16 protein-coding genes are annotated in these 24,455 nt (G+C 36.2%); 13 read left to right on the top strand and 3 right to left on the bottom strand.

Going from position 1 to position 24,455, the window contains the following annotated elements:
- Positions 1–56 precede the first annotated feature (56 nt).
- Together QYS49_RS08735 and QYS49_RS08740 are read right to left on the bottom strand one after the other, a co-directional pair.
- The gene (locus QYS49_RS08735; protein ID WP_308351411.1) at positions 57–1,412 is read right to left on the bottom strand and encodes a sensor histidine kinase; all 1,356 of its coding nucleotides are present in this window, start codon (positions 1,410–1,412) and stop codon (positions 57–59) included.
- Positions 1,413–1,814: 402 nt separating this feature from the next.
- The gene (locus QYS49_RS08740; protein ID WP_308351412.1) at positions 1,815–3,203 is read right to left on the bottom strand and encodes a sigma-54-dependent transcriptional regulator; all 1,389 of its coding nucleotides are present in this window, start codon (positions 3,201–3,203) and stop codon (positions 1,815–1,817) included.
- A gap of 1,365 nt (positions 3,204–4,568) precedes the next feature.
- Here QYS49_RS08740 and QYS49_RS08745 point away from each other — a divergent pair.
- The 5 genes from QYS49_RS08745 (at position 4,569) to QYS49_RS08765 (ending at position 8,368) form a co-directional block, all read left to right on the top strand.
- Positions 4,569–4,922 (top strand): DUF1801 domain-containing protein, encoded by a 354-nt coding sequence (locus QYS49_RS08745; RefSeq protein WP_308351413.1) that lies wholly within the window; start codon positions 4,569–4,571, stop codon positions 4,920–4,922.
- Positions 4,923–5,866: 944 nt separating this feature from the next.
- A complete protein-coding gene (locus QYS49_RS08750; protein WP_308351414.1) occupies positions 5,867–6,142 on the top strand; it encodes a CRISPR-associated protein Cas2 in 276 nt (91 codons plus the stop codon).
- Positions 6,143–6,144: 2 nt separating this feature from the next.
- Entirely contained in the window at positions 6,145–6,627 is a 483-nt protein-coding gene (locus tag QYS49_RS08755) for a hypothetical protein (protein WP_308351415.1), read from the top strand.
- Between the two features lie 130 nt (positions 6,628–6,757).
- A complete protein-coding gene (locus QYS49_RS08760) occupies positions 6,758–7,555 on the top strand; it encodes an SH3 domain-containing protein (protein ID WP_308351416.1) in 798 nt (265 codons plus the stop codon).
- An 18-nt stretch (positions 7,556–7,573) separates the two neighbouring features.
- The gene (locus QYS49_RS08765; protein WP_308351417.1) at positions 7,574–8,368 is read left to right on the top strand and encodes an ion transporter; all 795 of its coding nucleotides are present in this window, start codon (positions 7,574–7,576) and stop codon (positions 8,366–8,368) included.
- 63 nt (positions 8,369–8,431) lie between these two features.
- Here the strand turns inward: QYS49_RS08765 and QYS49_RS08770 are convergent, their stop codons facing one another.
- Positions 8,432–9,439: an IS110 family RNA-guided transposase gene (locus QYS49_RS08770; protein WP_308350911.1), complete on the bottom strand. Its 1,008-nt coding sequence runs from the start codon at positions 9,437–9,439 to the stop codon at positions 8,432–8,434.
- 366 nt (positions 9,440–9,805) lie between these two features.
- Here QYS49_RS08770 and QYS49_RS08775 point away from each other — a divergent pair, with 366 nt between their 5' ends.
- From QYS49_RS08775 to QYS49_RS08810, 8 genes are all read left to right on the top strand, one after another.
- Positions 9,806–10,570 (top strand): DUF6577 family protein, encoded by a 765-nt coding sequence (locus QYS49_RS08775; protein ID WP_308351418.1) that lies wholly within the window; start codon positions 9,806–9,808, stop codon positions 10,568–10,570.
- A complete protein-coding gene (locus QYS49_RS08780; protein WP_308351419.1) occupies positions 10,567–11,670 on the top strand; it encodes a nucleotidyl transferase AbiEii/AbiGii toxin family protein in 1,104 nt (367 codons plus the stop codon). Before QYS49_RS08775 ends, QYS49_RS08780 begins: the two co-directional genes overlap by 4 nt.
- Before the next feature lie 230 nt (positions 11,671–11,900).
- Entirely contained in the window at positions 11,901–13,154 is a 1,254-nt protein-coding gene (locus QYS49_RS08785) for an efflux RND transporter periplasmic adaptor subunit (RefSeq protein WP_308351420.1), read from the top strand.
- A gap of 517 nt (positions 13,155–13,671) precedes the next feature.
- Positions 13,672–14,370 carry an ABC transporter ATP-binding protein gene (locus QYS49_RS08790; RefSeq protein ID WP_308351422.1) on the top strand — a complete coding sequence of 233 codons (699 nt, stop codon included), beginning with the start codon at positions 13,672–13,674 and terminating at the stop codon, positions 14,368–14,370.
- Between the two features lie 293 nt (positions 14,371–14,663).
- Positions 14,664–17,063: an ABC transporter permease gene (locus QYS49_RS08795; protein WP_308351423.1), complete on the top strand. Its 2,400-nt coding sequence runs from the start codon at positions 14,664–14,666 to the stop codon at positions 17,061–17,063.
- A gap of 17 nt (positions 17,064–17,080) precedes the next feature.
- On the top strand, positions 17,081–19,540 hold the full coding sequence (locus QYS49_RS08800) for an FtsX-like permease family protein (RefSeq protein ID WP_308351424.1): 2,460 nt from the start codon (positions 17,081–17,083) through the stop codon (positions 19,538–19,540).
- Positions 19,541–19,616: 76 nt separating this feature from the next.
- Positions 19,617–22,025 carry an ABC transporter permease gene (locus QYS49_RS08805; protein WP_308351425.1) on the top strand — a complete coding sequence of 803 codons (2,409 nt, stop codon included), beginning with the start codon at positions 19,617–19,619 and terminating at the stop codon, positions 22,023–22,025.
- Between the two features lie 18 nt (positions 22,026–22,043).
- Complete coding sequence (locus QYS49_RS08810; RefSeq protein WP_308351426.1) at positions 22,044–24,455, top strand: ABC transporter permease; 2,412 nt, start codon at positions 22,044–22,046, stop codon at positions 24,453–24,455.

The raw sequence follows: 24,455 nt of genomic DNA on the forward strand, positions 1-24,455 counted from the left end.
AGAACATAGTTTCTTGTCTTAAATTAATTTTTGATATTCTAATCACTTTATCCCTCTCAAACCTTCGGAAACTGCAAAGTGAAAGTCGTATTCACCCCAGGAGTTGAACTTACGCTTAACTTCCCTTTATGCAGCTGCATAATTTGCCTTGAAAGCGCCAATCCAATTCCTGAACCCTGTTTTTTGGTCGTAAAAAATGGAATGAAAATGCGGTCTAAAGCCTCAGGCACTATGCCTTCTCCATTATCTTCAATATTGATATAATAAAAGTTTTGTGTGGTGATTATGGTGATGGTAATAAGAGGGTTTTCCGTCTCTAACAGTGCTTCTTTTGCATTTTTCAAGAGATTTATAAATATTAATTGCAATTGTTCTTCATCCGCCCATAAGCTAATATCATTTTCAGGAAGGTTTAATTTCAACTCAATTTTATGATTGTTTAATTCTTCTTGAAGCAATTTTTGAACATATAAAATCAGCTGTTTGGCAGAAATATTATCAAATTTGGGAGCAGGGATATTCGTATAATCTCTATAAGCATTGATAAAATTAATCAAACCTCGACTTCTACTTTCAATGGTTTTCAAGCCGAGTTGTAAATCATCATGAGCTTCCAAAGGCATGGTAAATGAATCTGAATGCTTGATTAAGTCTTCCTCCATTATATCATTCATAGAATTTACCAAAGAGGCTATAGGCGTAATGGAATTCATGATTTCATGGCGAAGTACTTTGGTAAGATTTTGCCAGGCATACAACTCATTTTGTTGTAATTCAGAATAAATATTGTGCATAGAAACAATTTTCCAATTTTTTGTGCCCAGACGAAGAATAGTACTGTTGAGGGCAAGCTTAATGTCATTGTTGACTATGATCAGGTCACTTTTACCGGGCTTAAGCTTAATGAGTTTCTCGTAAATGGCAGGCTGACTTCTTTTTATATCCGATAAATTCCTGATTTGGGGAGTAAGCAACAGCTTTTTAGACATACTATTGAGAATACCTATTTCACCGGATGCATCAAAACTTATAATGCCCGTCTGAATGTTTTGTAAAATAGTGGAAAGCATGATGAGATTCTGCTCTTTTTCCGCCCGGGTCTTGCGGAAGACTTCTAAGACTTCATTAAAAGCATGATTTAATTCTTTGAATGAATCTCCCATCTTATTATCAGTGGAAAAACCAGAGGAGAAATCAGAATATTTTACGGATTCTAAAAAACGGATCACTTTTTTATTGATGCTCACCACATAATGATAAAGCTCAATAAATTGAATAATTAATACTATGCCCAGCACAATGGAGCCTAAGTAATTAGCACTTGCCTGAATTAAATAGGCAATAAAGGCAAGTACTACAAATACGAGTAGAAGCCTTATAATTACACCAAAACTGAATTTTTTAAATATCAATTATTTATATGTTAGTTTAAATATCTTTTGAATTCTAAATCAAAACATTTCTGTATTTCCCTCCAATAACACCCCTATAATCCCCTCAAGGGGATAGTCCTCACGGATTTTAATTTGTAGATGTTAAAAATATTATACTATATTTTTAACATCATAAATAAAAAAATGATCAATTGGTATTAATTCAATTTTAAAAGATAAAGAAAATCTGTGCGACTCCCCCCTTGAGGGGGGCGAAGGGGGGTGTCTCAATAGTTGAATATAATTACTAGTCATTTCTTGTTTCCTTTTACTTTACGTTGCGAGGTCTTTGCGTCTCCGCGTCTTTGCGAGAGTCACCTCAAGCCTTTGGCTTGTAAAAGCTAATTCATAGCGAATGCCCCCCTTCGGGGGACAGGGGGCTTACAACCCATATTTCTCCAATCTTCTATACAATGAAGAGCGAGTCAATCCCAAATCCTGTGCAGCCTGCGTTATGTTTCCAAAGTTTTTATCCAAGGCTTTTCTGATCAATATCTTTTCGACATCCTCAATATTCAAGTGATCTAAATTTACCTTATCTGATTTTTTACTTTCATGATCAGCAGCCTGAAAAAAGAAATCTTCCGGCTGCAAAACCGATTGATTGCTTAAAATGACTGCTCTTTCAATGCTGTGCTGCAACTCGCGCACATTTCCAGGCCAGTCGTATTTGCACATTCTCGAAAATGCGGCATCGCTCACTTTATAAATTTCTTTGTTATACTTTTTGCTGTAGTATTTAATATAATGCTCTGTTAATAGCGGAATGTCTTCCACTCTTTCTCTCAAAGCAGGTAATTTTATTTCAATGGTATTGATTCTGTAAAGTAAATCTTGTCGGAATTTGCCTGATTGAATCATATCCTGAATAGGCATATTGGTGGCACTGATCAATCGGATATCGATATCAACTTCTTTATTGCTTCCTACGCGGGTAACTTTCCTGTTTTGTAAAGCGGCTAATAATTTGGCTTGCTGTGGAAGGCTAATATTCCCAATTTCATCTAAAAAAAGCGTTCCGTTTTGGGCCACTTCAAATCGACCCGCTCTATCTTCTTTAGCATCTGTAAAAGCCCCTTTTTTATGGCCGAATAGTTCACTTTCGAATAAACTGTCAGTTACAGAACCTAAATCAACAGTGACAAAAACCTTATCGTCTCTCAATGAATTTCTATGAATGGCTCTGGCTACTAACTCTTTCCCTGTTCCGTTTTCTCCAGTGATCAAGACATTAGCATCTGTGCGAGATACTCTTTTAATGGTTTCAAAAACCTGCTGCATGGCAGGTCCTTCCCCAATAATATCTCTGAATCTTCTATCTATGTCTGCTGATAATTGCCTTTGAGTGGATTCCAGCTGGCTTACCTTATTGCCGGCATTTTTGAGTTTTAAGGCGGAATGTAAAGTGGCTAATAACTTTTCATTGTCCCATGGTTTGAGCACAAAATCAGTAGCGCCTTGCTTGATGACTTTCACAGCTGTATTGACATCTCCATAAGCGGTGATGAGCACCACAACCGCAGAAGGATCAATTTCCAGAATTTTATTGAGCCAGTGATAGCCTTCCTGTCCGGTGCTTACGTCCCTGGTGAAATTCATATCGAGCAAAATGATATCATAGCTATCGTTTTGTAGCAGCGTAGGAATTAAATTAGGATTGCTTTCGATATCTACCCTTTTGAAATGCCTTTTTAAAAAAATCTTAGCAGCATTAAGAAGATCTTGATTATCATCAACAATAAGTAAGGTGCCTGCTTTGTGCTCATTCATTATGTAAAAGTATTATGCGATTGCTATTTTGACCTGAGAATGATTTTAAGTTCCTGCTAAGCTAGCTAGAACCGTCATCTCGGTCCCGATCTCTCGGGATTAACTTTTTTAAAAAAAGAAAAATATCGGTGATCTTAAAAGGCTCCCGCAATGCGGAAACAGTTCTTCCATTAATCAAACTCAAGTTAATAAAAAGGAATAGTCAAAAGCTATACCGTTTTGATAAATTTAATTGAATTAAGATTTAAAAATACTAAGAAATGCTTTTTAATTGATTTGAGAGGCGGTTATTTGGAATTGACTATTGTTAGGGTTTTTGGCTAAAGCGTCCGATATCGGACGTTTCCGGTCATCAGTGGACAGCCCCCTAAATCCCCCAAAGGGGGACACGCCCAGAATTAAACTTGTTTTTAATTTGATAGGACCTCACTTGTCAAATCTCTGCTTGAGATTTGATGAAAAAGTTGCAAAACTTATTATTTCCTACGAAACTCAAGCTGTGAGAACTATCCCCTCGAGGGGATTATAGGGGTGTTGCTTCAGGAATCTAAAGATGCTAGCTTGAAAATTGGAAATTTTATTATGTAGTAGCAAAAAGAAAAAGTGAGACTCTCAAAATATTGCAGGAGGCCCAGAATTTCCTGCAGGAAGGGTCAATAGTGCCACAGGAAGGGGCCGTATTCCCGCAGGAAGGGTCAATATTCTGACAGGAAGCCTAAATATTGCCGCAGGAAGGCTCATGGCCTGACAGGAAGGGTGGAAGTCCGACAGGAAGGGTAAAATTCCGACAGGAAACCCTTTAACACTCTCCTTTCCCGACCAAAAACCCACTTAATCAACTCAAAAAACCACCTTCGTTCCCGCCATACCCTGTATGTCCATGAGATAATCTTTAAATTTCATTCCAAAGCTAGCAAAGAACTAAGCCGCCCAATTTCCGAGGAACTCGGAAAAGCGGGAAGGAGGAAAGTTTAGCGGGCCAGCGTTGGCATCGCGCGTGGAAGCTTTAAACTTTCTTGATTTTTTGAATCTTTTTTATCAAGAAAAAAGATTGGCAGAAAAACCTGAAAATTTCAGACATATAGTAATAATGATCTAGAAGACCCTCAAAACCACTCAGGAAACCCCAATAATGATTTAGGAAGGGTCAATAATGAGTTAGAACAGCCAATAATGACTTAGGAATGAATATTTTTTGGCTTGAGTCTTCCCTTCTCGACCAGAAACCCCCTTCATCAAATCTAAGAACCCACCTGCTTTTCTATTAAATCCTGTATTTTGAGTGCTGATTAAGCAACTAATCCGCTATATTTAATATCATTTGGAAGCAAAACGTGTCAATATTCAATCTTTAATTTAAAGTCGATGAAAAAATCTGAGAATGAAGGAGTTCAACTATTTTTAGACGAAATAAAATTGATCGATTCTGACAAATCAACTACGCTTATTGAAATACGTGACATCATTTTGAATGCTTTCCCAAAAACTAAAGAAAGGGTCATGTATGGAGGTCTTGTATTCTTTCTTAATGATGAAATGTTTAGTGGATTATTCCTAAACAAGCACCATGTCACACTGGAATTTTCAAATGGATACTTAATGGAGGATCCTAAGAAAGTACTTGAAGGAAAAGGCAAATACCGAAGACATCTTAAAATATTGACTACAGAGGACATTTTAAACAAAGAAGTTTCCTTTTTTGTGAAACAAGCAGTATAAATTGATTCCAAAATCCACCTCCGTTCCATCCATGCCCCGAAGGTTCATGAGATAATCTATCAATTTAACTACAAAGCTAGCAAAGAACTAACCCGCCCAACTTCCGAGGAACTCGGAAAAGCGGGAGGGAGGACAAAAAGGCGGGGAGGGAGCTGGATTGAAGCGTGGGAGCATCTTTTTGTCTTGATTTTTTGCCAGCCAGAGGCTGGTCAGCCTCTGGCTGATATCTTTTTTATCAAGAAAAAAGATTGGCAGAAAAACCTGAAAATTTCAGAAAATCAGCAACAATGATTCAGAAAAGCCCCAAAGCCACCTAATAAACCCTCAAAACCACTTAGGAAACCCCAATAATGATCTAGGAAGGGGGTGAAACGGCTCAGGAAAGGGGTAAAACGATCTAGGAAGGGGGTAAAATGACTTAGGAAGGGGGTAAAATGACTTAGGAAGGGGGTGAAATGACTCAGGAAAGGGGTAAAATGACTTAGGAAGGGGGTAAAATGGTTTAGGAAGCCCTAAAGTCACTCAGGAAGGGTCAATAATCACTCAGGACAGCCAATAATGACTCAGGAAGGGTCAATAGTCACTCAGGAAGCAATAATATTGGGTCAGGAAGGGTGAAATTCACTCAGGACAGCATATTATTGGGTTTAAATCTTCCCTTCTCCACCCAAAAACCCATTATCAAATCTGAAAACCCACTTACTTTTCGATTAACTCCTGTGTTTTGAGGATGTATTTTATAATTAATCTTCTATATTTATGCATCAAGTTCATCTGCAACCAAAACCTGTAAATATTCAATCTTTCTTTTTTTGGTTAATGGCGACAGGATAGTTGATACAATAATGTAATTGTTATTGTATCAGGCAGTTGAGGATTGGGATAAGTTTTGTCTCATTATTTATTGTACAATACACACATGTTTATAACAAAAAATAACATAAATGACAATATACACTATATCATATGACCTATCAAACCCGGGAAGAGACTATGATAGTCTTTCTAATGCGATTAAGTCATACGGGAATTGGTGGCATCAATCAGGTTCTGTTTGGATTATTGCTTCAATAAATACAAATAGTGCCAGTATCAGGGACTATCTAAAACAATTCATTGATAGTAACGACAAACTGTTTGTAGCAAAACTACATGGTGAGTGGGCAGGTTATGGCTTTACAAAAGAAGAATATGATTGGATGAAATCTAAAAAGTGGTAAATATGGAAGATGTAAATTACTTATCACTTATTGGAGATATTCTTGCGATAATTTCGTTGATTTTGGCCATGTATTTTTACTACGGTGCGCGAACTAAAGAAATTGATGAACTAAAGAAAATAGTAAACGATCAGGCAAAAGCTGACTTTGATAAGTTGAAAAAGGAACTTTCTGAAATTAAAACCAGCATAGGACACCTAAACTCTGAAACTTTCGACCTTTTAAAAAATCAGGTTTCATTTATGCAGGAACAGGTAGGGCAAGTAGGTCAAAAAACTACAACTAAACCTGATGTGGAAATCCTTGATACAATTATGAAACACAAGGTTATTACGGTTGAGTCTTTATGTATGACTTTTAACAATATAGAGCGATTTATTGTAGTAAAATACGTGGAAGAGTTTGAATCTCGAGGCACAGTAACTTTTGACGGATCAGTTATCAAATTTGCAGATAAGAAGGTAAGTAAAGAAGAAGAAAGTTAGAAATACCTTGAACCCTTCTTCCCGCCATACACTAAATGGTGGTATCACAAGCTAGATTATATTGATCATCCGATCATTTCTTTTATTTATCTAAAAAGTTAGTTATTATTACTTATTTAAAATCAGAAATATGAGTTTTATAAATAGTCTCTTCAAAGGTTTTATTAGATCTGCTGTTAATCAGGTTGGTCGAGATGGTGGAAAAGTGATAAGTAATCAGGTTTATGGTGATAGTCATTCCAAACCAATTAGAATAGTTGATAATTCACATAAACAGAGTAAAGCTCATATAGAATCAAGAGAGAACCTAATTTCTAGGGGTGATGTGGAGGCAGAGGGTTTGAAGGCCATGTCAGTTAAGTTAAATATTCAAAATACTGTTTTCGGTTTTATTGTTTCTCTGTTTATACCTTTAGTTGGGCCACTTTATTGGTTGTACAATTCTCTCAGTTCAATTTTAACTAAATCTATTCCATTTTATAATATTTCACAAGTAGGTATCTATAAACAAGACCGTAGATATAAAACTGGAAGGAGATTAGAGGGCTATAGAACGGTAAAGCAAAAAACCAATATCAAAGCTGATCCTACTGATAAGGAAAAAAGTCAATTAAAGCTTAATTCAATAGTATATTTAATTCTTGCAGCTATTGTAGGTTTTGCCCAATATTCTTTTTTCTATGAAAATGTCAGTAATCCTGAAAATGCCTCAAAAAATGAGGTAGATTTTAAATATGCTGTGGTAAGTTCTAACTCTGGTCTTAATCTTAGATCTGATTCTTCCTTAAATGCTACTATAATCACTTCAATTCCAAATAATGATACAGTAAAAATTATAAAAGGTACTGATAAGTGGCTTTTGGTAGATTACAAAGAGAACGAGGGATGGGTTTCAAAAAAATACCTTGTCAGTATTCAAGAAAATTAATAGCTATATTTAGTTTAAATGACATTCAAACACAAAATATTTAATTTAGTTGATGAAAATAATAAGGGCAGTCTACCAAATAGAGCCTTTAATATTTTTATTGTCTTCCTCATAATATTGAATGTTACCGCTATTGTTTTAGAATCTTTTTCACGCATAAAAAGTACTTATAGTCAGGAGTTTTACATTTTTGAAATTTTCTCTGTAGTAATTTTTACAATAGAATATTTACTGAGAGTTTATACTGCAGATTTTAAATATCCAAGCAAAACAAAAATAGGTTCTATTGGGACTTTTTTAAGCTCACCTCTCGCGATTATAGATTTACTAGCAATCTTGCCAACTTATTTACCACTCATAATACCTATTGATCTCAGATTCATTAGAATTTTAAGACTTCTAAGAATCACAAGACTTTTTAAAATCAATAGATATTCAAATTCACTAAAACTTATTGCAGAGGTCTTTAAGGATAAACGCTCTGATCTTGGTGTAACAATATTTGTAACATTTATCCTCCTAGTCATTGCATCAACACTTATGTACTACATAGAGGGGCAAGTTCAACCTGATAAATTTCCAAATATTATTGCTTCGTTTTGGTGGGCGGTGGCAACTCTCACAACTGTTGGTTATGGCGATGTTTATCCGATAACAGGTTTGGGTCAGTTTATAAGTGGCATAATAGCATTATTAGGAATTGGTCTTGTCGCACTACCTACTGGTATTTTAAGTTCTGCTTTTATTGACAAAATCAACAGTAAGAGAAGAGCTGATGTGGAAAAATGTCCTACATGTGGTAGAGATTTATAGTTGATTTCTATAGTTCCCGCAATGTGGAGTATGCCCCCGTTCCCGCCATGCTACTCTTATGGTTTAAGCAAGTATATGCGTATAATTTTTTTCATATTTTCTATTATCTCGTATCACTGCAAAAATTCGATGGATAATTTTTGAACGTATAGCATTAAGGACTGACATTTTGTTTTTCCCTTCGTCTATTTTTCTATCATAATATTGCCGTAATTCTCCTTTGGTTGATAGGATTGATAAGGCTGCCATATGATATAAAGTCTTTAGATTTTTATTGGCTTTAGGGGAGACTTTGTTTCTAGACCTGATACTGGAGCCTGAGTTATAACTAAACGGGGCACAACCGACATGACAAGCAAACTTTTTAGGGTTTTCAAACTTGCGAAAATTATCGGTAGCCACAATAGTAGCGATAGCTGTTTGTTTCCCAACCCCTTCTACAGATACTATTTTAGTAAATGAAGCTTGTATTTCTTCATCATTTTTGATGATTTCATCTATTTTGTTTTCTACTTGTTTAATGGCTTTTTGGAGACAAGAGGTGAGTTTTAATATTCGTTTTTTCTTATCTTTAAAGTAGTCCAAGTCCAAAAATCCATCCTCTTGTTTTAACTGGGCTTTGTATTTGGCCATATCTTGTAGTAGTAGGCTTCTCTCCGTGTGCAGATGTTTTATCTGATTGATAGCCTTAGAGTTACTTTTTATAAGGCGTACTTTATCTACAAACCGTCTGGCATATTCAGCTATTCTTACAGCATCAACTCTATCATTTTTACCACGTATTAACCCCTGTGAATGGCGAATATCGTAAGGCGATTCTAACCAAAAATCCAAATCTAAGCTAAGTGCTACATCCAACAGTTTATTACCAAAATGTCCAGTATGCTCAGCACATATTAAGGTGTTCTCCTTTTTGAGGTTATATTCGGTAAAGAACTGTTCAAATTCTTTTAAGAGTGAGGTTCGATCGTTTGACCACTGAACGCTAATTATTTCTCCTTCCATTGTAAGTAGGGCAATATCCAGTACTGTCTTACTAATATCAATACCAATAAAGTTTGAGTAATTCATAGATCTGAGTAATTTTAAATTGAACAAAAAAACTGGGGGTTAAGAAATCTGAACTATTACCTAATAACCTTATCGGTGACAAACTCTTATACAGGTCTGAGTTCAGAGGGGAAACAAGTATTTAGAAGCATGATGAATCTTTTTCACTGCATGGTATAAGTCACTTGAATCCCTCTTAACCAACAGAAATATAAAACCTATTTCTTGAAATATTATAACAGTACTAAGCTAAGGTCTGCATGGTGGTAGCAAAAGCTAGAATATTTATATAATTTCAAAAAATTGCCAGTTATTTTATTTACTGGCGTTTATTTGATTTCAAATATTTGTCATTATTTACTATATTTGGCATAAATTTGATTTGAAATGCCTAAAATTATTGAAAATAGATTGATAGAAGAATTTAAAGAAAGAGATGCCTTCTCAAGAGAAGCTCTATTTGACTTTTTTAGGTATTACGAACCAGACCTGAAAGAAGGAACTTTTGGATGGCGAATTTATGATCTTAAGAATAAGAATATTATAAAATCAGTGCAAAGGGGTTATTACACTATTTCTTACAAGCCCAAATTCAAGCCTGAGATTTCTGGAGAGATTTTGAAACTTGCAAAACTAATTTCAGAGCGGTTTGAAGATGTGAAACATTGTATTTGGAGTACTGACTGGTTTAATGAATTCTCACAACATCAATCAGGTAAAAGATTAATCATAATTGAAATTGAAAAGGATTTTATCGAATCACTTTTCTACGAATTGAAGGACAACTTTAAATTTGACTTTTATCTTAATCCTGATGAAAAAGCAATAGACTTTTATATCTCGGAAAGTAAAAATCCTGTCATTATAAAAAAACTCATCACAAGGTCACCAATTTCAAAAAGAACCGAGAAGAGAATTAAATTCCACACTCCCTTACTTGAAAAAATATTGGTTGATGTTTTTACAGAAAGCAAATTATTCTATTTCTATCAGGGAGCGGAATTGATGCACATATATGAAAATGCTTTAAAGAATTATACAATTAATTTTACGAAGTTATTCAGTTATGCTAAACGCAGAGACCAAGAACAAGACATCAAACAATTTATGACTAACAACATATCACACCTAGTAAAAGATGTAATAGAATGATAAAAGAACATTGCTTTACTGAAGAATGGTTAGATGCTTTCAAAAATCAGAAAGAGCACAAGAGAATAGATAAGGCTATTCTTGAAAAAATGATTTATGCAATTCATTTGCTGGAACGCATTAAAGCAAATGGGCTCGATTTTATTTTCAAAGGTGGAACCAGTTTGTTGCTCTTATTGGAGGAAGGAAATAGATTCTCTATTGATATTGATATCATATGCAATACTAAAAGAGATACTCTAGAAAAAATATTAAGTAAAGTAGTGGATTCGTCTAATTTCAAGTCGTTTGAACTGGATGAACCCCGTAGTTATAAAACAGGGATACCAAAAGCACATTATTCTTTTGCTTTTGATTCCGCTACCAAGGGAAAATATTCTGGGACTATTTTGTTAGATGTATTAATTGAAGATTCGATATATCCTGAATTAACGGAAAGACCAGTTCAGACCAAATGGATTGAAATTGAAGAAGAAACAAAAATTAAATTACCTACTATAGATGCAATTACTGGAGACAAGCTTACCGCTTTTGCACCCAACACAATTGGTATTCCGTATTTTAAAGGGAAAGATCAACAACCATTCTCCATGGAGATTTGCAAACAACTATTTGATTTAAGTAAACTGTTCGAAAGAATAGAAAATATTGAAATTGTTGCCCAAAGTTTTGAAGTTTTTGCAACGCACGAAATTGAGTATCGCAAAACTGAGAAATCTGATTTAACACCAGAAAATGTACTGCAAGACACTTTAGATACTTGCTTAATTCTTGCAAAAAAAGGAAGCGGAACAACAGACGAAAAATCAAAATTCATCGAACTGCAGAGAGGAATAACAGCTTTTGGTACTGGCTTCTTAATGGTTGGTAATTTCAGAATTGATGATGCTGTACCTGCTAGTGCACGGATTGCCTATTTAGCAGCTAAAATATTACACAAAGAAATGTCTCCGCTTCAATATTACAATGGGCAAGACATTAAGGAATTAACAATTGAAAACCAAAATTGGAATTTTCTAAATCGCTTAAAAAGACAACCCGACAAGTCAAGTTTTTACTATTGGTATAAGACTGTTGAATTACTTGGTGAATTAAAATAGGATTATGGTTACGTTCCCGTTTCCATCATGTTCTACATGGCGTTAGGTTGGCAATTCATTTTCCAAACCACATAATCCCCTCCAAAAACCCACCCGTCCGCTATCGGACGTTTGCGTGCTTTTATGAACACATGCTAATAGCGATTTATCCCTTTAAATACTAATGAAGCCACTTTTACTATACTTGGCACAGAGTTGGTAAAAGTGTATTTGCATTATTAAAAATTTCAATGGATAAGAAAATAGTACAAAAAAAGTGGACGGGTAAAAGGTTGCTATTAATAGGTTTTGGTATTCTCATTTTATGCCTGATTGTTTACCAATTGCTTTTTGCAGATAATCGCTCTACACTCAATGTCAATAAAGATAGACTGAGCATAGGCACGGTGAAGATGGGTGAGTTCAAAGATTTTATTCCGGTTACCGGCAATGTGGAACCAGGAGAAACTTTTTATTTGGATGCCATTGAAGGCGGAATTATAGCCGAAATCGTGCGTGAGTCCGGTGCCATAGTGGAAAAAGGCGATACCATTTTAACTTTAACCAATTCCAATTTGCAGTTGGAGGTGATGCAAAGGGAAACGCAACTTTATGAGCAAATCAATAATTTGAGACAAACCCGATTGCTGCTCGACCAAAACGATTTAAGTCAGCAAGCGCAATTAGCCGAAATTGATTATCAACTGAATTTATTAAAGCCACAATATATTCGCTTTAAAAGCCTGTTTGAGCAAAAACTGATTTCCGAAAGAGAATTTGAGGAGGTAAGGGAGAATTACGAATATAATGTAAAGCGCAAGCAATTGACTTATAGAAGCTATAGAAACGATTCCGTTGCCCGTGTTTTTCAATTACGCCAATTGGCCAATTCCGAAGCTAGAATGCAAAGAAGCTTAGATGCAGTCGGCAAGATTTTAAATAATTTAACCCTAAAAGCCTCCAGAGATGGTCAACTAGCCACACCTCAATTGGAAGTAGGGCAATCTGTGAACTCAGGTCAGCGCTTAGGGCAGATTGATGTGATGAACAATTACAAAATCAGGGTAGCCATAGATGAGCTGTATCTGCCAAGAGTAGATCTCGGACAAAAAGGAAGCTTTTCATTTTCTGGAGAGGATTATCAGCTAGTTATCAATAAAATTTACCCGACTATTAGCAATGGTAGATTTGAAGTAGATATGGTCTTTGAAGGGGAAAGTCCGGAAGGCATTAGAAGAGGGCAAACGGTAAGAATCAAATTGGAATTAGGCGCCACAGAAGAGACTTTATTATTGCCAGTTGGTGGTTTTTATAAAGATACGGGCGGTAATTGGGCTTATGTCATCAACCCAGCCAATAAAGATGAGGCCGTAAAACAGCCGATCAGATTGGGTAGAAAAAATATAGATTATTATGAAGTGCTGGAAGGATTGGCAGCTGGCGATCAGGTGATTGTATCGGGCTATGAGAACTATGGGGATAATGAGAAGCTGAGCTTGGAATGAGTTGGAAGCTCGAAGTGGTACCTAGGTCAGTACCGAAGGTCAGACCGGAGATAGCTTGAAGTGGGAAGATGGAAGTTGGATGATTAGGTCAGTACCGAAGGTCAGACCGGGAATAGAAGTAAAGTTGAAATAGATTGAAATAAAGGGGAATAGGGGTTGAGGTTTAGGTTAACTAAGTTAAAACACCCCCCAACCCCCCTCAAGGGGGGAGCCCGCAACGATTTAGATAACTGCTTATGATTGCACTTTATCAAGCTTTAAATTTAAAGAGTAAGGAAATGGTAGTAAAGATTGCAGTTTTATGCTTATTTAAATCGAAGAGACTATCCCCTTGAGGGGATCATAGGGGTGTTATTTTTGGCAGGACTAGTGAAAAACAAAATAAAATTAGGAAATAGATTATATTAATAAATTAGAAACAATAGATATGGCAACTTTATAACGCGGCAACTTGCAAACCTGCAAACCTGCCAACATGAAAACTTGCCAACCTGACAACTTGTAAACTTAAAAAAATATGGATCATGTAATTAAAACGGTGGATTTAACAAAGCTTTATACTACTGAGGAGGTGGAGACTACGGCTTTGAATAATATCAATATTGAGATTAAAAAGGGCGAATTTGTTGCTATAATGGGACCTTCGGGTTGTGGAAAATCTACTTTGCTTAATATTTTGGGCTTGTTGGATAATCCTAATTCAGGTGAATACCACTTTGTGGATCATGAAGTGGCCAAATATTCGGAACGCCAGAGAGCGCAACTTAGAAAAGGCTCTATTGGCTTCGTTTTCCAAAGCTTTAACCTTATTGACGAGCTGACGGTATTTGAAAATGTAGAGCTGCCATTGCTTTATATGAAAGTGCCTTCTGCTGAAAGGAAAACCATGGTAGAAGAAGTGCTGACCCGCATGAATATTATGCACAGGCGCAATCACTTCCCGCAGCAATTATCCGGTGGACAGCAACAAAGAGTGGCTATTTCTAGAGCCATTGTAGCCAAGCCAGATGTAATCTTGGCCGATGAGCCAACCGGTAATTTGGATTCAGCCAATGGCGAAGAAGTGATGAAATTATTGGAGCAATTGAATAATGAAGGCACCACCATCGTGATGGTAACGCACTCCCCACATGATTCCAATTATGCGCACAGAGTCATCAATTTATTTGATGGACAGGTAGTGACAGAAAATATTAGAGAGCAGTTCCATGTGTGATAATGGATCAAGTTCTCGCAGACATTCCAGCCAGCTGGAAATTCAATGTAATTAAGTTAAGGAAATACCCTTAACGAGTTTTTCGCTTAAGCGAAAAAACTTTTGTTTTCTTTTGAATCTCTTGTGGTTGGAAATTGCTAAGGTAGGTGCAGATTACTGACATTTTTTATTAACCACAAAAGAGACAAGAGAACACAAAGGAAAATAACCAAGGTTATTTTTTTAGGATTTCAGTTCGAAGAGATCTTATTAATTAGAAGAAATTAAATACTTCAAAATTTAAAATTACGGCCATGCTGAAAAATTATATACTTGTTGCTGTTCGCAATATTCTTCGAAACAAAACCATCTCATTTATCAATATCTTCGGATTGGCAGTGAGTATGACGGTTTGCCTATTGTTGATTTTAATTGTTGCAGATCAATATTCTTACGATAATTTTCATTCCGATTCTGATAAAATCTATAGGGTAATTACAGATCGTGAAAAGCAAAATGACGGAATATGGAGCACAGCAACCGCCCCATTTCCATTGGCAGCTGCTTTAGAAGGACAGCAAGGCGTGGAGGAATTAGCATTGGTGAAGAAGAATTTTGAAGGCACAGCCAAATGGGAACAAGCAGAAATTCCATTTCACGGACTTTTTGCTAATAATGAAGTCTTCAGCATTTTCAATTTCCCTATGGCAAAAGGAAATGCCTATGAGGCACTTTCCCTTCCTAATGCTGTAGTCTTAAGCAATGAAATGGCTACTAAGTTATTTGGAGATGCTGACCCAATCGGTCAAACAATTGAAGTAGAGGAAGTTGGCGAATATGTGATAACAGGAGTATTGGAAGAATTCCCTGGCAAAACACATTTTGATTTTGATATGCTGGCTTCAGTCAATGGACTTCCCTTACTGGAAAAGGAAGGGAAACTCTTAGCACCATTAACAGACTGGCATAACATTTATGACAATTATATCTACATCAAAACTTCAGAGAGCTTTCAGGAAGGAGATTTAGAATCCATTCTAACCAAAGCTTCTACTGATAACTATAGTACCGAAGGCGATTATAGCTTTACCTTTAAAATGCAACCCCTTTCAGAGATTACCATGGGACCCTTGCTAAGCAATACCATGGGCTTCGGATTACCGGCTATCGTGATGTATGTATTATTGGGACTCGCCTTTGTAGTGATGCTTTCTGCTTGTTTTAATTACGCCAATTTAACCACAGCCAGGGCTATGAACCGAGCAAAAGAGATTGGTGTCAGAAAAGTAATAGGAGCCGGTAAAAAACACATTATGGGTCAGTTTTTAACAGAAGCAATCATCATTGCTATGTTTGCTTTTGGGATTGCAGCTCTTTTAGTGGAATATCTTCACCCTTCATTGAATACAATGTTTGCTTCATTAGGAGCTCCCATCCGCTTTGATAAAACCAATAATCTTTATCTAATATATGTGGGCTTTGCAGCTTTAACAGGCATTATCGCAGGTATAGTTCCGGCTATATTTTTCTCTTCCACCAATGCTTTGACAGCCCTGAAGAAATCAATTAATCTGGAAAATTTAGGTAAGAAAGTGGGGATTGCTCGATTCAGTATCCGCAAAGTGTTGGTAGTCACTCAATTTGCTTTCTCCATTTTCTTTGTAGTGACCATTATCACCATTTATCAGCAGATGAATATGGTATTGACGGCTGATCATGGTTTTAAGACAGAGAATATTCTGAATGTGAAATTGGAGGGAATGCCTTATGAAACCATCAAAAATGAATTTAGCTCCATAGCCAATGTGCAAGCTATTTCAGCAACTACACATATGCCAGCATTAGGTACCAATAATGGCTTTGAGGTGGACTTACCAAATGAGGAAGACCCCTTATTTATGAACTATCTGGGAGTAGATAATCACTATATACCCTCAATGGAAATTGAGTTGGTAGCGGGAAGGAATTATCCTGAAAACATGCCAAATGAAGAGCGCTATATTTTAATTAATGAGCGTGCAGTAGAGCGAATTGGTTGGGAAGGCCCTGAAGAAGCTATTGGTCAATATCTAACGGTTGGTGAGAATCAGGTTGAGGTTATTGGAGTCCTAAAAGATTTCCATTATGAAAGAATGGATGAAGAAATAGGGCCAATGGCATTAAGATATAAACCTTCTGAAGTGCAAACTATGATTGTGACCATTAATCAGAATCAGGAAAAGGAAACCCTTGCACAATTAGAAGCTGCCTGGAAAAAGCATACTAACAGACCATTTAGCTACAGCTATTTTGAAGATGATATGAAAGTAAGCTATGGATATTTTGCTGCTTTGCTTGCTGTTTTAGGCTATGTAACCATCATAGTAGTGTCATTAGCATGCCTTGGACTATTAGGAATGGTTATTTTCCATATCCAGAACAAAACCAAGGAAATAGGTATCAGAAAAACATTGGGAGCGGAAGCCTGGAACATCACCATGACGGTGAGCAAGAGCTTTATAATCCTGATAGGAATTTCCTATTTGATTGCTGGGCCACTGGCCTATTTTGTGAATGTAAGTTGGCTAAAAATGAATGCCTATAAAATAGATTTCGGTGTCGGAACTATTGCTATTGGCTTTCTTCTAGTCTTGGCTGTAGTGGCACTGACTATTGGAAGTCAGGTTTACAAAGCCTTAAAAATCAATCCAGTGGAGTCATTAAGAAGTGAATAAACCAAATTTTTGAAATCATGCTAAAAAACTATATAAAAATCGCTTTTAGAAACTTATTAAAATATAAGCTTTATTCAACAATTAATCTCATAGGTCTTTCAGTAGGCTTAGGGATTAGCATTCTGATATTCTTATTTGTTCAGCATGAAAATTCCTTTGATGATTTCCATGCGAAGAAAGATAGAATCGTGCGTGGTCTATGGGAATCAGGAGATACAGGAAACGTGGCTATTACTGCAAGTACACCTATGGCCTTTCCCACCACTATAAAAGACAAATTCGATGGTGTAGAAAAAGCATCGCATTATGTGAATACTGGGGCTTTAACGAAGACTGAGGGAGGACAAAGCATTGACCAACCACTCCATGTTGTGAGTGCTGATTTTCTGGATATTTTTACTTTCGAAGTATTGCATGGAGAACAGAATCCTTTCTTAAATGAAGAAGATGCAGCTCAAATTGTAATCACGGAGAAAGTTGCAGAAAGCTATTTTGGTACTACAGATGTTGTTGGAAAAACACTGCTTATTCAACTAGGATTAGCTTATCAGCCTTTTGCAGTAAAATCGGTATTGGCAAACCCTCCGTCCAATTCAAGCCTTGATTTCGAAATTTTATTGCCGGAAGCAACTTTAAAAACAATTATAGGCGAAGATTACCGGGATAGATGGCATAATACCTATGGTGGAAGTTTTGTTCTACTGGCTGAGGGAAGCACTATTTCTGATTTGGAAGCTGGCTTTGCATCTCTGGTTAGTGAAATAGTGGAAAGAGATGAGGAAGAAGATGTTTATAATTTGCTTTTGCAACCCCTTGAAGAAATTCATCTCGACAGCAGTATTGAAACCAGTACTGTAGTGGCCACAAATCCCAAGCTGTTGTGGATTCTATCGGGTATTGCCATGCTGATTCTATTGATTGCCTGTATTAATTTTACCACTTTATCGATCGGCAGGTCAGCAACTAGAGCTAAGGAAGTAGGCGTTCGAAAAACCATGGGTGCTGCCTATAAACAGCTTTTCGGTCAATTTATGACGGAATCTATGCTAATGACTTTTGCGGCTGCCATAGTGGGTATTGTGCTAGCGAATCTATTTCTGCCTGTTTTTAATAATCTTTTTGAGAAATCATTAGAGATAATTTTTAGTCCGGTTCAGTTGGCTATTATTCTGGCTTTGCTCATTTTAATTACCTTCATAGCAGGAGCATATCCGGCTTTGTTTCTTTCACAATTGCGTCCTATTGCAGTGCTGAAGAGTAGTTTAAACCTTAATTTTGGTAAGCAAGGGTTGCGAAAATTCCTGTTAGGATTTCAGCTTTTTCTGTCACTTTTTTTATTGGCGTGTACGCTCATAATGTACAGGCAAATGAAGGAAATCAACCAATATAGTTTGGGCTTTACCAAAGACAATGTTCTAATGGTGGAAGTACCTGCTGTTCCTGATCAAGACATATTTAAAGTTATTGAGAACAGTTTCAAAAAAGCAGATCGGTATAAAAAGGTGATTCAGCAAAATGCTCAAATTGAAAGCGCAGCCATTGCGAATGCAACTTATGGAAACGAGACCTGGTGGGAAGGTGGTTTTCCTGACAAAACAGGTGCTATGAAGTATTTCAAATTCAGTTTTGTAGGAGCTGAATATGCGGATATTCTTGATTTGGAATTTGTAGCAGGAAGAAATTTTTCAGCAGATATTCCTTCAGATAGTGGTGCAGTCATTATTAATGAGGCTTTTGCCCAACTGATGAAAATGGAAAACCCACTTCAGGAGCAAATCCATTCTGCCAAGGGAGAAGGATTTAAAAACAATAGGATTATTGGTGTGATGAAGGATTTTCACCATGCGGCACTGTATGATAAAATAGAACCGGTGATGATTGCATTAAATCCTCAAGCTGTTTTCTCAGGCATCAATTCACTCAGTATTTCAGGAGGGACAAATCCTACGGTTTACATAAAAGCGGCTTCTAATGATTTTCAGGCTGTCTTATCAACGCTGAAGAGCGAATGGGTGAAGCTATATCCTGAGGAACCATTTAATTTCTCATTTTTAGATGAGGTAGTACAAAGACAGTATTTGGCCGATCAACAGCTAGGGAAGATGGTGGGCATCGCTTCTTTGATTGCTATTTTCATTGCTGCAATGGGCTTATTTGCGCTGGCTTCACTTTCAATTACGGGTCGAATGAAAGAAATAGGGATCCGAAAAGTGATGGGAGCTTCGGCTTATAATATTTCCTTAATGTTTAACAAAGAATTTCTCAAAATCACGCTCTTAGGAATTGTGTTGGCCATGCCAGTCAGTTATTGGTTAATGAGCAAATGGCTAGATCAGTTTGAGATGCAATCCACACCGAGTATAGGAGTATTTCTTATTACCATTGCCCTTGGAATTGCTTTTACGGTAATTATAGTCTCATTTCAGACGATAAAAGCGGGTCTGATGAACCCGGTGAAGAGCTTGAAAGAGGAGTAATAAAAATTAATGTAGTCGCTACTTAAAGAATAGGAAGATGTTAAAAAACTATCTAAAAATCGCCTGGAGAAACCTTATGAAAAATAAGCTGTACTCCATTATTAATATTACTGGTTTATCAGTGGGGGTAGCCTGTAGTTTGCTCATATTTTTGTATGTTTCAAATGAGCTTTCTTATGATGAATTTCATGAAAACACAATTTATAGAGCGACTAGAGATTTAAGAATTGGTGACAATGAAGTCAGTTTTCCCTTTACACCAGCTCCTTTATCGGGTGTTTTGAATAATGAAATACCAGAGGTAAATCAGGCGGTAAGAATTAGAACGGTAGGCTCTTATCTAGTGAAGCGTACAGATTCTGATGAATCCTTTAAAAAAGAGGGATTGATGTTTGCAGATTCCGGATTTTTTAAGGTTTTTAGTTTCCCACTTTTGGAGGGTAATCCAGAACGTCAGTTTAAAGAACCTAATACCATTGCGATAAGTAATCAAATGGCCAAAAAGTACTTCCCTAATCAAAGTGCCATCAATAAGTCATTGGTATTAGACGGAGAAGATACCTACAAGATTACAGGAGTTTTTGAAGACATTCCTACTAATTCTCATTTTCAAGCTAATTTTTTAATGTCAATGGCCAATCTTAGCAGGGCAGAAAACACTTCCTTTACAAGCAATAATTTTTACACCTATTTTACTGTAGATGATAAGGTTGATCCTAAGGTGTTACAGACAAAGATTAATGAGGCGGTAAATGTGTATTTAGAACCTCAAATCATGAAATTTATGGGGAAAAGCTTGAAAGAGCTTGAAGCCTTAGGGAACTATTATGTGATTGAAATTCAATCTCTAAAAGATATTTATTTGAATTCTGATTTTACGGTTGACATTGGGCTGATGGGTAACAAAGACTACATTTATCTATTTTCCGCCATCGCTATTTTTATCATCATTTTAGCATGCATTAATTTCATGAATTTATCTACGGCTCGCTCAGCCAATCGCTCCAAGGAAGTTGGCGTAAGGAAAGCGCTAGGTTCTAAAAAATCGAATTTAATTAAACAGTTTTTGGTGGAATCAATCCTGGTGAGTTTAATATCAATTATTGCAGGGATTCTACTAGTGATCATAGTATTGCCGATGTTCAATAATATTACGGGCAAGGTTTTAATAATGCCTGATTACAACTTCACTTTTATTTTGAGTGTAGTTATAGCAGCCATTTTTGTGGGAATACTGGCCGGAATTTATCCAGCCTTTTATCTAAGCTCCTTTAAACCTGTAGAAACATTAAAAGGAAAAGCTTCTTTAGGAACTGGTAATTCATTTATTAGAAGTGGCCTAGTGGTATTTCAATTTTTCATAAGTATTCTTTTGATAATTGGAACCATCGCGATATATCAACAAATAAACTTTATTCAAAATAAGGAACTGGGTTTTAAAAAAGATCGAGTCTTACTGGTAAATGATGCTTATATGCTTAATGAGCAACGGCAGGCGTTTAAGGAAGAAGTCCGAAAAATTCCAGATGTTAGCCAGGCTTCTTACAGTGGTTTTTTACCCGTGAGTGGTTATAACCGAAGTGATAATACTTTCTGGCGTGAAGGGGAACAGCCAACTGAAGATAATCTGGTTAGTACACAAATTTGGTCCGTTGATCATGATTATTTGGAAACCTATCAAATGGAATTAGTATGGGGACGTAATTTCAAGCCAAATCTTGCATCCGATTCCTCCGCTTTGATTATTAATGAAGCAGCTTTTCGAGCTTTTGGTTTCACAGATATGAATGGAGATAATTACATCCAAACCAATGCATTTGATCAAGAAACTGGCGAGTTTTCAAGTAAAACATTTAATAAATATAAAGTGCTAGGAGTCGTAAAGGATTTTCATTACGAATCCTTAAAAAATGATATTGGACCATTAGCTTTCCAATTAAATGACAACAGTAGTGTACTAGCTGTTCAACTGAAAACTGATAATATTCAATCTTCCATACAAGCCATTGAAGGATTGTGGAAGCAGTTTGCCTCAAGCTTACCATTTAATTATAATTTTCTAGATACGGAGTTTGATAACATGTATAATTCCGAAATACGACTAAGCAAAATCTTTTCTGTTTTTGCAGGTCTTGCTATTATGATTGGTTGCCTGGGATTGTTCGCGTTAGCCTCTTTTATGGCAGAGCAAAGAACAAAAGAAATAGGCATAAGAAAGGTGCTAGGTGCCAGCGTAAGTGGTATTGTTCTAATGCTTTCAAAGCAATTCTCCAAGCTGGTTTTGATAGCATTTCTTATTGCGGTACCGCTAGCATGGTGGGGCATTTCAAGCTGGCTGGAAAGTTATCAATACAGAATTTCTATTGGGTGGGAGTTATTTGCTCTATCTGGAATAGCTGCATTTATTATAGCGTGGATAACGGTTGCTTATCATTCCATTAAAGTAGCGGTTAGTAATCCGGTGAATTCCTTAAAGAATGAATAACCCTTAATATAAATCATTATGCTTCTAAACTACATCAAAATCTTTTTCAGACAACTTTTTAAAAATAAAGCCTATTCATTAATCAATATTGGAGGCTTGTCGATAGGTATAGCAGCGGTCTTACTTATTATGTCATATGTGCAATTTGAGCAAAGTTATGATACTGATTTATCGGATGCTGACCAGATTTATAGATTAAATCTCAGTTCTACATCTGGGGATCAGATAAGTGAACATAGTGCTAGAACTGCCCCAGCCATGGGACAATTGGCTTTGGATGAAGTCCCAGCTGTAGAAGCTTTTAGCCGTGTTGTGATTATGGGTGAAGTAATAGCAGGTCTGGATGAGGAATTTATTCGAGAGGAACATATTTTCCTGACAGATGCTCAATACTTTGAATTTTTTGATCTCAATATAAAGCAAGGTGATTTGGATAAAATGAATTCACCTTTAAAAGCAATGCTTTCAGAGGCTACAGCTCTGAATATATATGGCAAGGATGATCCTACCGGAAAAGTATTGGAAATTAACAGTACTAATTTTGATGGAACGGTGGAGTTTGAAGTTGCAGGAGTTTTTGAATCTACTCCAATGAATAGACATTTAAGACCCCAGATTCTTATTTCTTATGCTACGCTACATCATTTTATAGGGAAGCAAGTGGATCAGTCTTTTGATTGGCAAAATATGTACACTTATTTGAAGGTGAATGAAAATGCCAATATAATTGAAGCGCAATTGCAATTAAATAATGCTTTGCAAACTCGTCATGGAGAAGCATTAAAAGCAGCAGATAGCGAATGGGAGCTAGATTTACAATCCGTAGAACAAATCCATACTACCACTCAATATGTCGGAGAGTATAATACTGGAATAGACGGAAGTAAACTGAAATATTTTATTTGGATTGCTGCTTTTGTCTTATTGATGGTTTACCTCAATAGCATTAACATTACCAATGCAAGAGCGCTTAATCGAGCAAAAGAAATTGGAGTAAGAAAAGTATCAGGTGGCAATAAAAATCAGCTTTTTATCCAGTTTATGCTTGAATCTTTATTCATAAATTTAATTGCAGTTTCAATTGCTGCGGTTATAATTGCAATATCAGGTAATTTCATTGTGGAAGGGTTGAATTTGAATTTACCTGAATCCACTTTTACATTTAACCAGCTTTATCCAGCTTTATTTTTCTTATGGATATTCGGGACTTTGATTTCTGGTATATATCCAGCCACAGTATTAACTTCCTTTTCTCCATCTGTTGTATTAAAAGGAAGGCTCACTATTAAATTAAAAAATACTTTTGCAAGACCTCTTTTAGTATCTCAATTGGTATTCTGTCTAGTGATTCTTTCGGGAATACTCACAGTTTACTATCAGCTCAATCATATGCGAGAGCAGGAGTTAGGGATTACATTGAACGATAAATTGGTAGTTCGTTCACCTATGCTTTTTGTAGAAGGTAGCGGTAATTATCAAGAACAAATGAATAATGCATTAACCAAAATTCAAGGTATAAAATCAGTGGCTGCTGCTAATGAAATTCCGGGCAATGAAGTGTATTGGCGAACTGATAATGTGCATCTTGAAGGGGGAGATAAAAGTGGCGCCATGTATAGCATATTGAATGTTGGCCAAAATTATTTTGAAACCTTTAAAATACAATTAAAAGCGGGTAGGTATTTCAATAGTACGCTAGAAAGCGGAAGTGAAGCTATTATCAATGAAAAAGCAATGGCTAATCTGGGGATTGATAAACCAGAGAATGCAATTGGTGAGCAGCTTTTCAGTAATGGAAATGCAGTATCTATTGTAGGTGTAATCGATAACTACAGGCAGCAAGGGGTTAATAATCAAATAAGTCCAATGGTTTTAAACTACTCATCTGGTGATTTGAACTATTACATTTTGGATTATAATCAAGCTGAAGTTGAGAAGATACTACCTCAAGTAGCCGCTTCATTCAATAAGCTATTTCCTACCTCACCTTTTGAATACTATTTTCTTGATGAACATTTTGATAAACAGTATAAAAGTGAGCTACAATTTGTCAAATTATTCAGTATTGCTGCCATTATAGCCATAATAGTAGCTGTAATGGGAATAGTGGGAGTTACCACTCAATTGATCATCCAAAGAAATAAAGAAATCAGTATCCGTAAAATTATGGGTGCCTCGTTTACAGACGTTTTAGCTCTGGTTTCTCGTGAATATCTTGTTTGGCTAAGTATCTGTTTTACTGTGGGTATTCCTTTATCCTATTATTTATTTTCTAACTGGCTGGATAATTTCTTAATCAGAATAGAGCTTGGCTGGTGGTTTTTCGCTATTCCAGTATTATTAATAACCATCATATTTATTGGTTCTACATTATTTCAAACTATTAAAGCTGCATGGGTAAATCCTGCAGAGACTTTGAAAAATGAGTAA

It is taken from the genome of Marivirga salinae (assembly GCF_030503855.1).
GTDB classification, from domain to species: Bacteria; Bacteroidota; Bacteroidia; order Cytophagales; family Cyclobacteriaceae; genus Marivirga; species Marivirga salinarum.

Coding starts and splice junctions, on each gene's coding strand:
- QYS49_RS08740 (WP_308351412.1), bottom strand. CDS start 3,203: ATGAATGAGCACAAAGCAGGCACCTTACTTATTGTTGATGATAATCAA.
- QYS49_RS08745 (WP_308351413.1), top strand. CDS start 4,569: ATGAAAAAATCTGAGAATGAAGGAGTTCAACTATTTTTAGACGAAATA.
- QYS49_RS08750 (WP_308351414.1), top strand. CDS start 5,867: ATGACAATATACACTATATCATATGACCTATCAAACCCGGGAAGAGAC.
- QYS49_RS08755 (WP_308351415.1), top strand. CDS start 6,145: ATGGAAGATGTAAATTACTTATCACTTATTGGAGATATTCTTGCGATA.
- QYS49_RS08760 (WP_308351416.1), top strand. CDS start 6,758: ATGAGTTTTATAAATAGTCTCTTCAAAGGTTTTATTAGATCTGCTGTT.
- QYS49_RS08765 (WP_308351417.1), top strand. CDS start 7,574: ATGACATTCAAACACAAAATATTTAATTTAGTTGATGAAAATAATAAG.
- QYS49_RS08770 (WP_308350911.1), bottom strand. CDS start 9,439: ATGAATTACTCAAACTTTATTGGTATTGATATTAGTAAGACAGTACTG.
- QYS49_RS08775 (WP_308351418.1), top strand. CDS start 9,806: ATGCCTAAAATTATTGAAAATAGATTGATAGAAGAATTTAAAGAAAGA.
- QYS49_RS08780 (WP_308351419.1), top strand. CDS start 10,567: ATGATAAAAGAACATTGCTTTACTGAAGAATGGTTAGATGCTTTCAAA.
- QYS49_RS08785 (WP_308351420.1), top strand. CDS start 11,901: ATGGATAAGAAAATAGTACAAAAAAAGTGGACGGGTAAAAGGTTGCTA.
- QYS49_RS08790 (WP_308351422.1), top strand. CDS start 13,672: ATGGATCATGTAATTAAAACGGTGGATTTAACAAAGCTTTATACTACT.
- QYS49_RS08795 (WP_308351423.1), top strand. CDS start 14,664: ATGCTGAAAAATTATATACTTGTTGCTGTTCGCAATATTCTTCGAAAC.
- QYS49_RS08800 (WP_308351424.1), top strand. CDS start 17,081: ATGCTAAAAAACTATATAAAAATCGCTTTTAGAAACTTATTAAAATAT.
- QYS49_RS08805 (WP_308351425.1), top strand. CDS start 19,617: ATGAAAAATAAGCTGTACTCCATTATTAATATTACTGGTTTATCAGTG.
- QYS49_RS08810 (WP_308351426.1), top strand. CDS start 22,044: ATGCTTCTAAACTACATCAAAATCTTTTTCAGACAACTTTTTAAAAAT.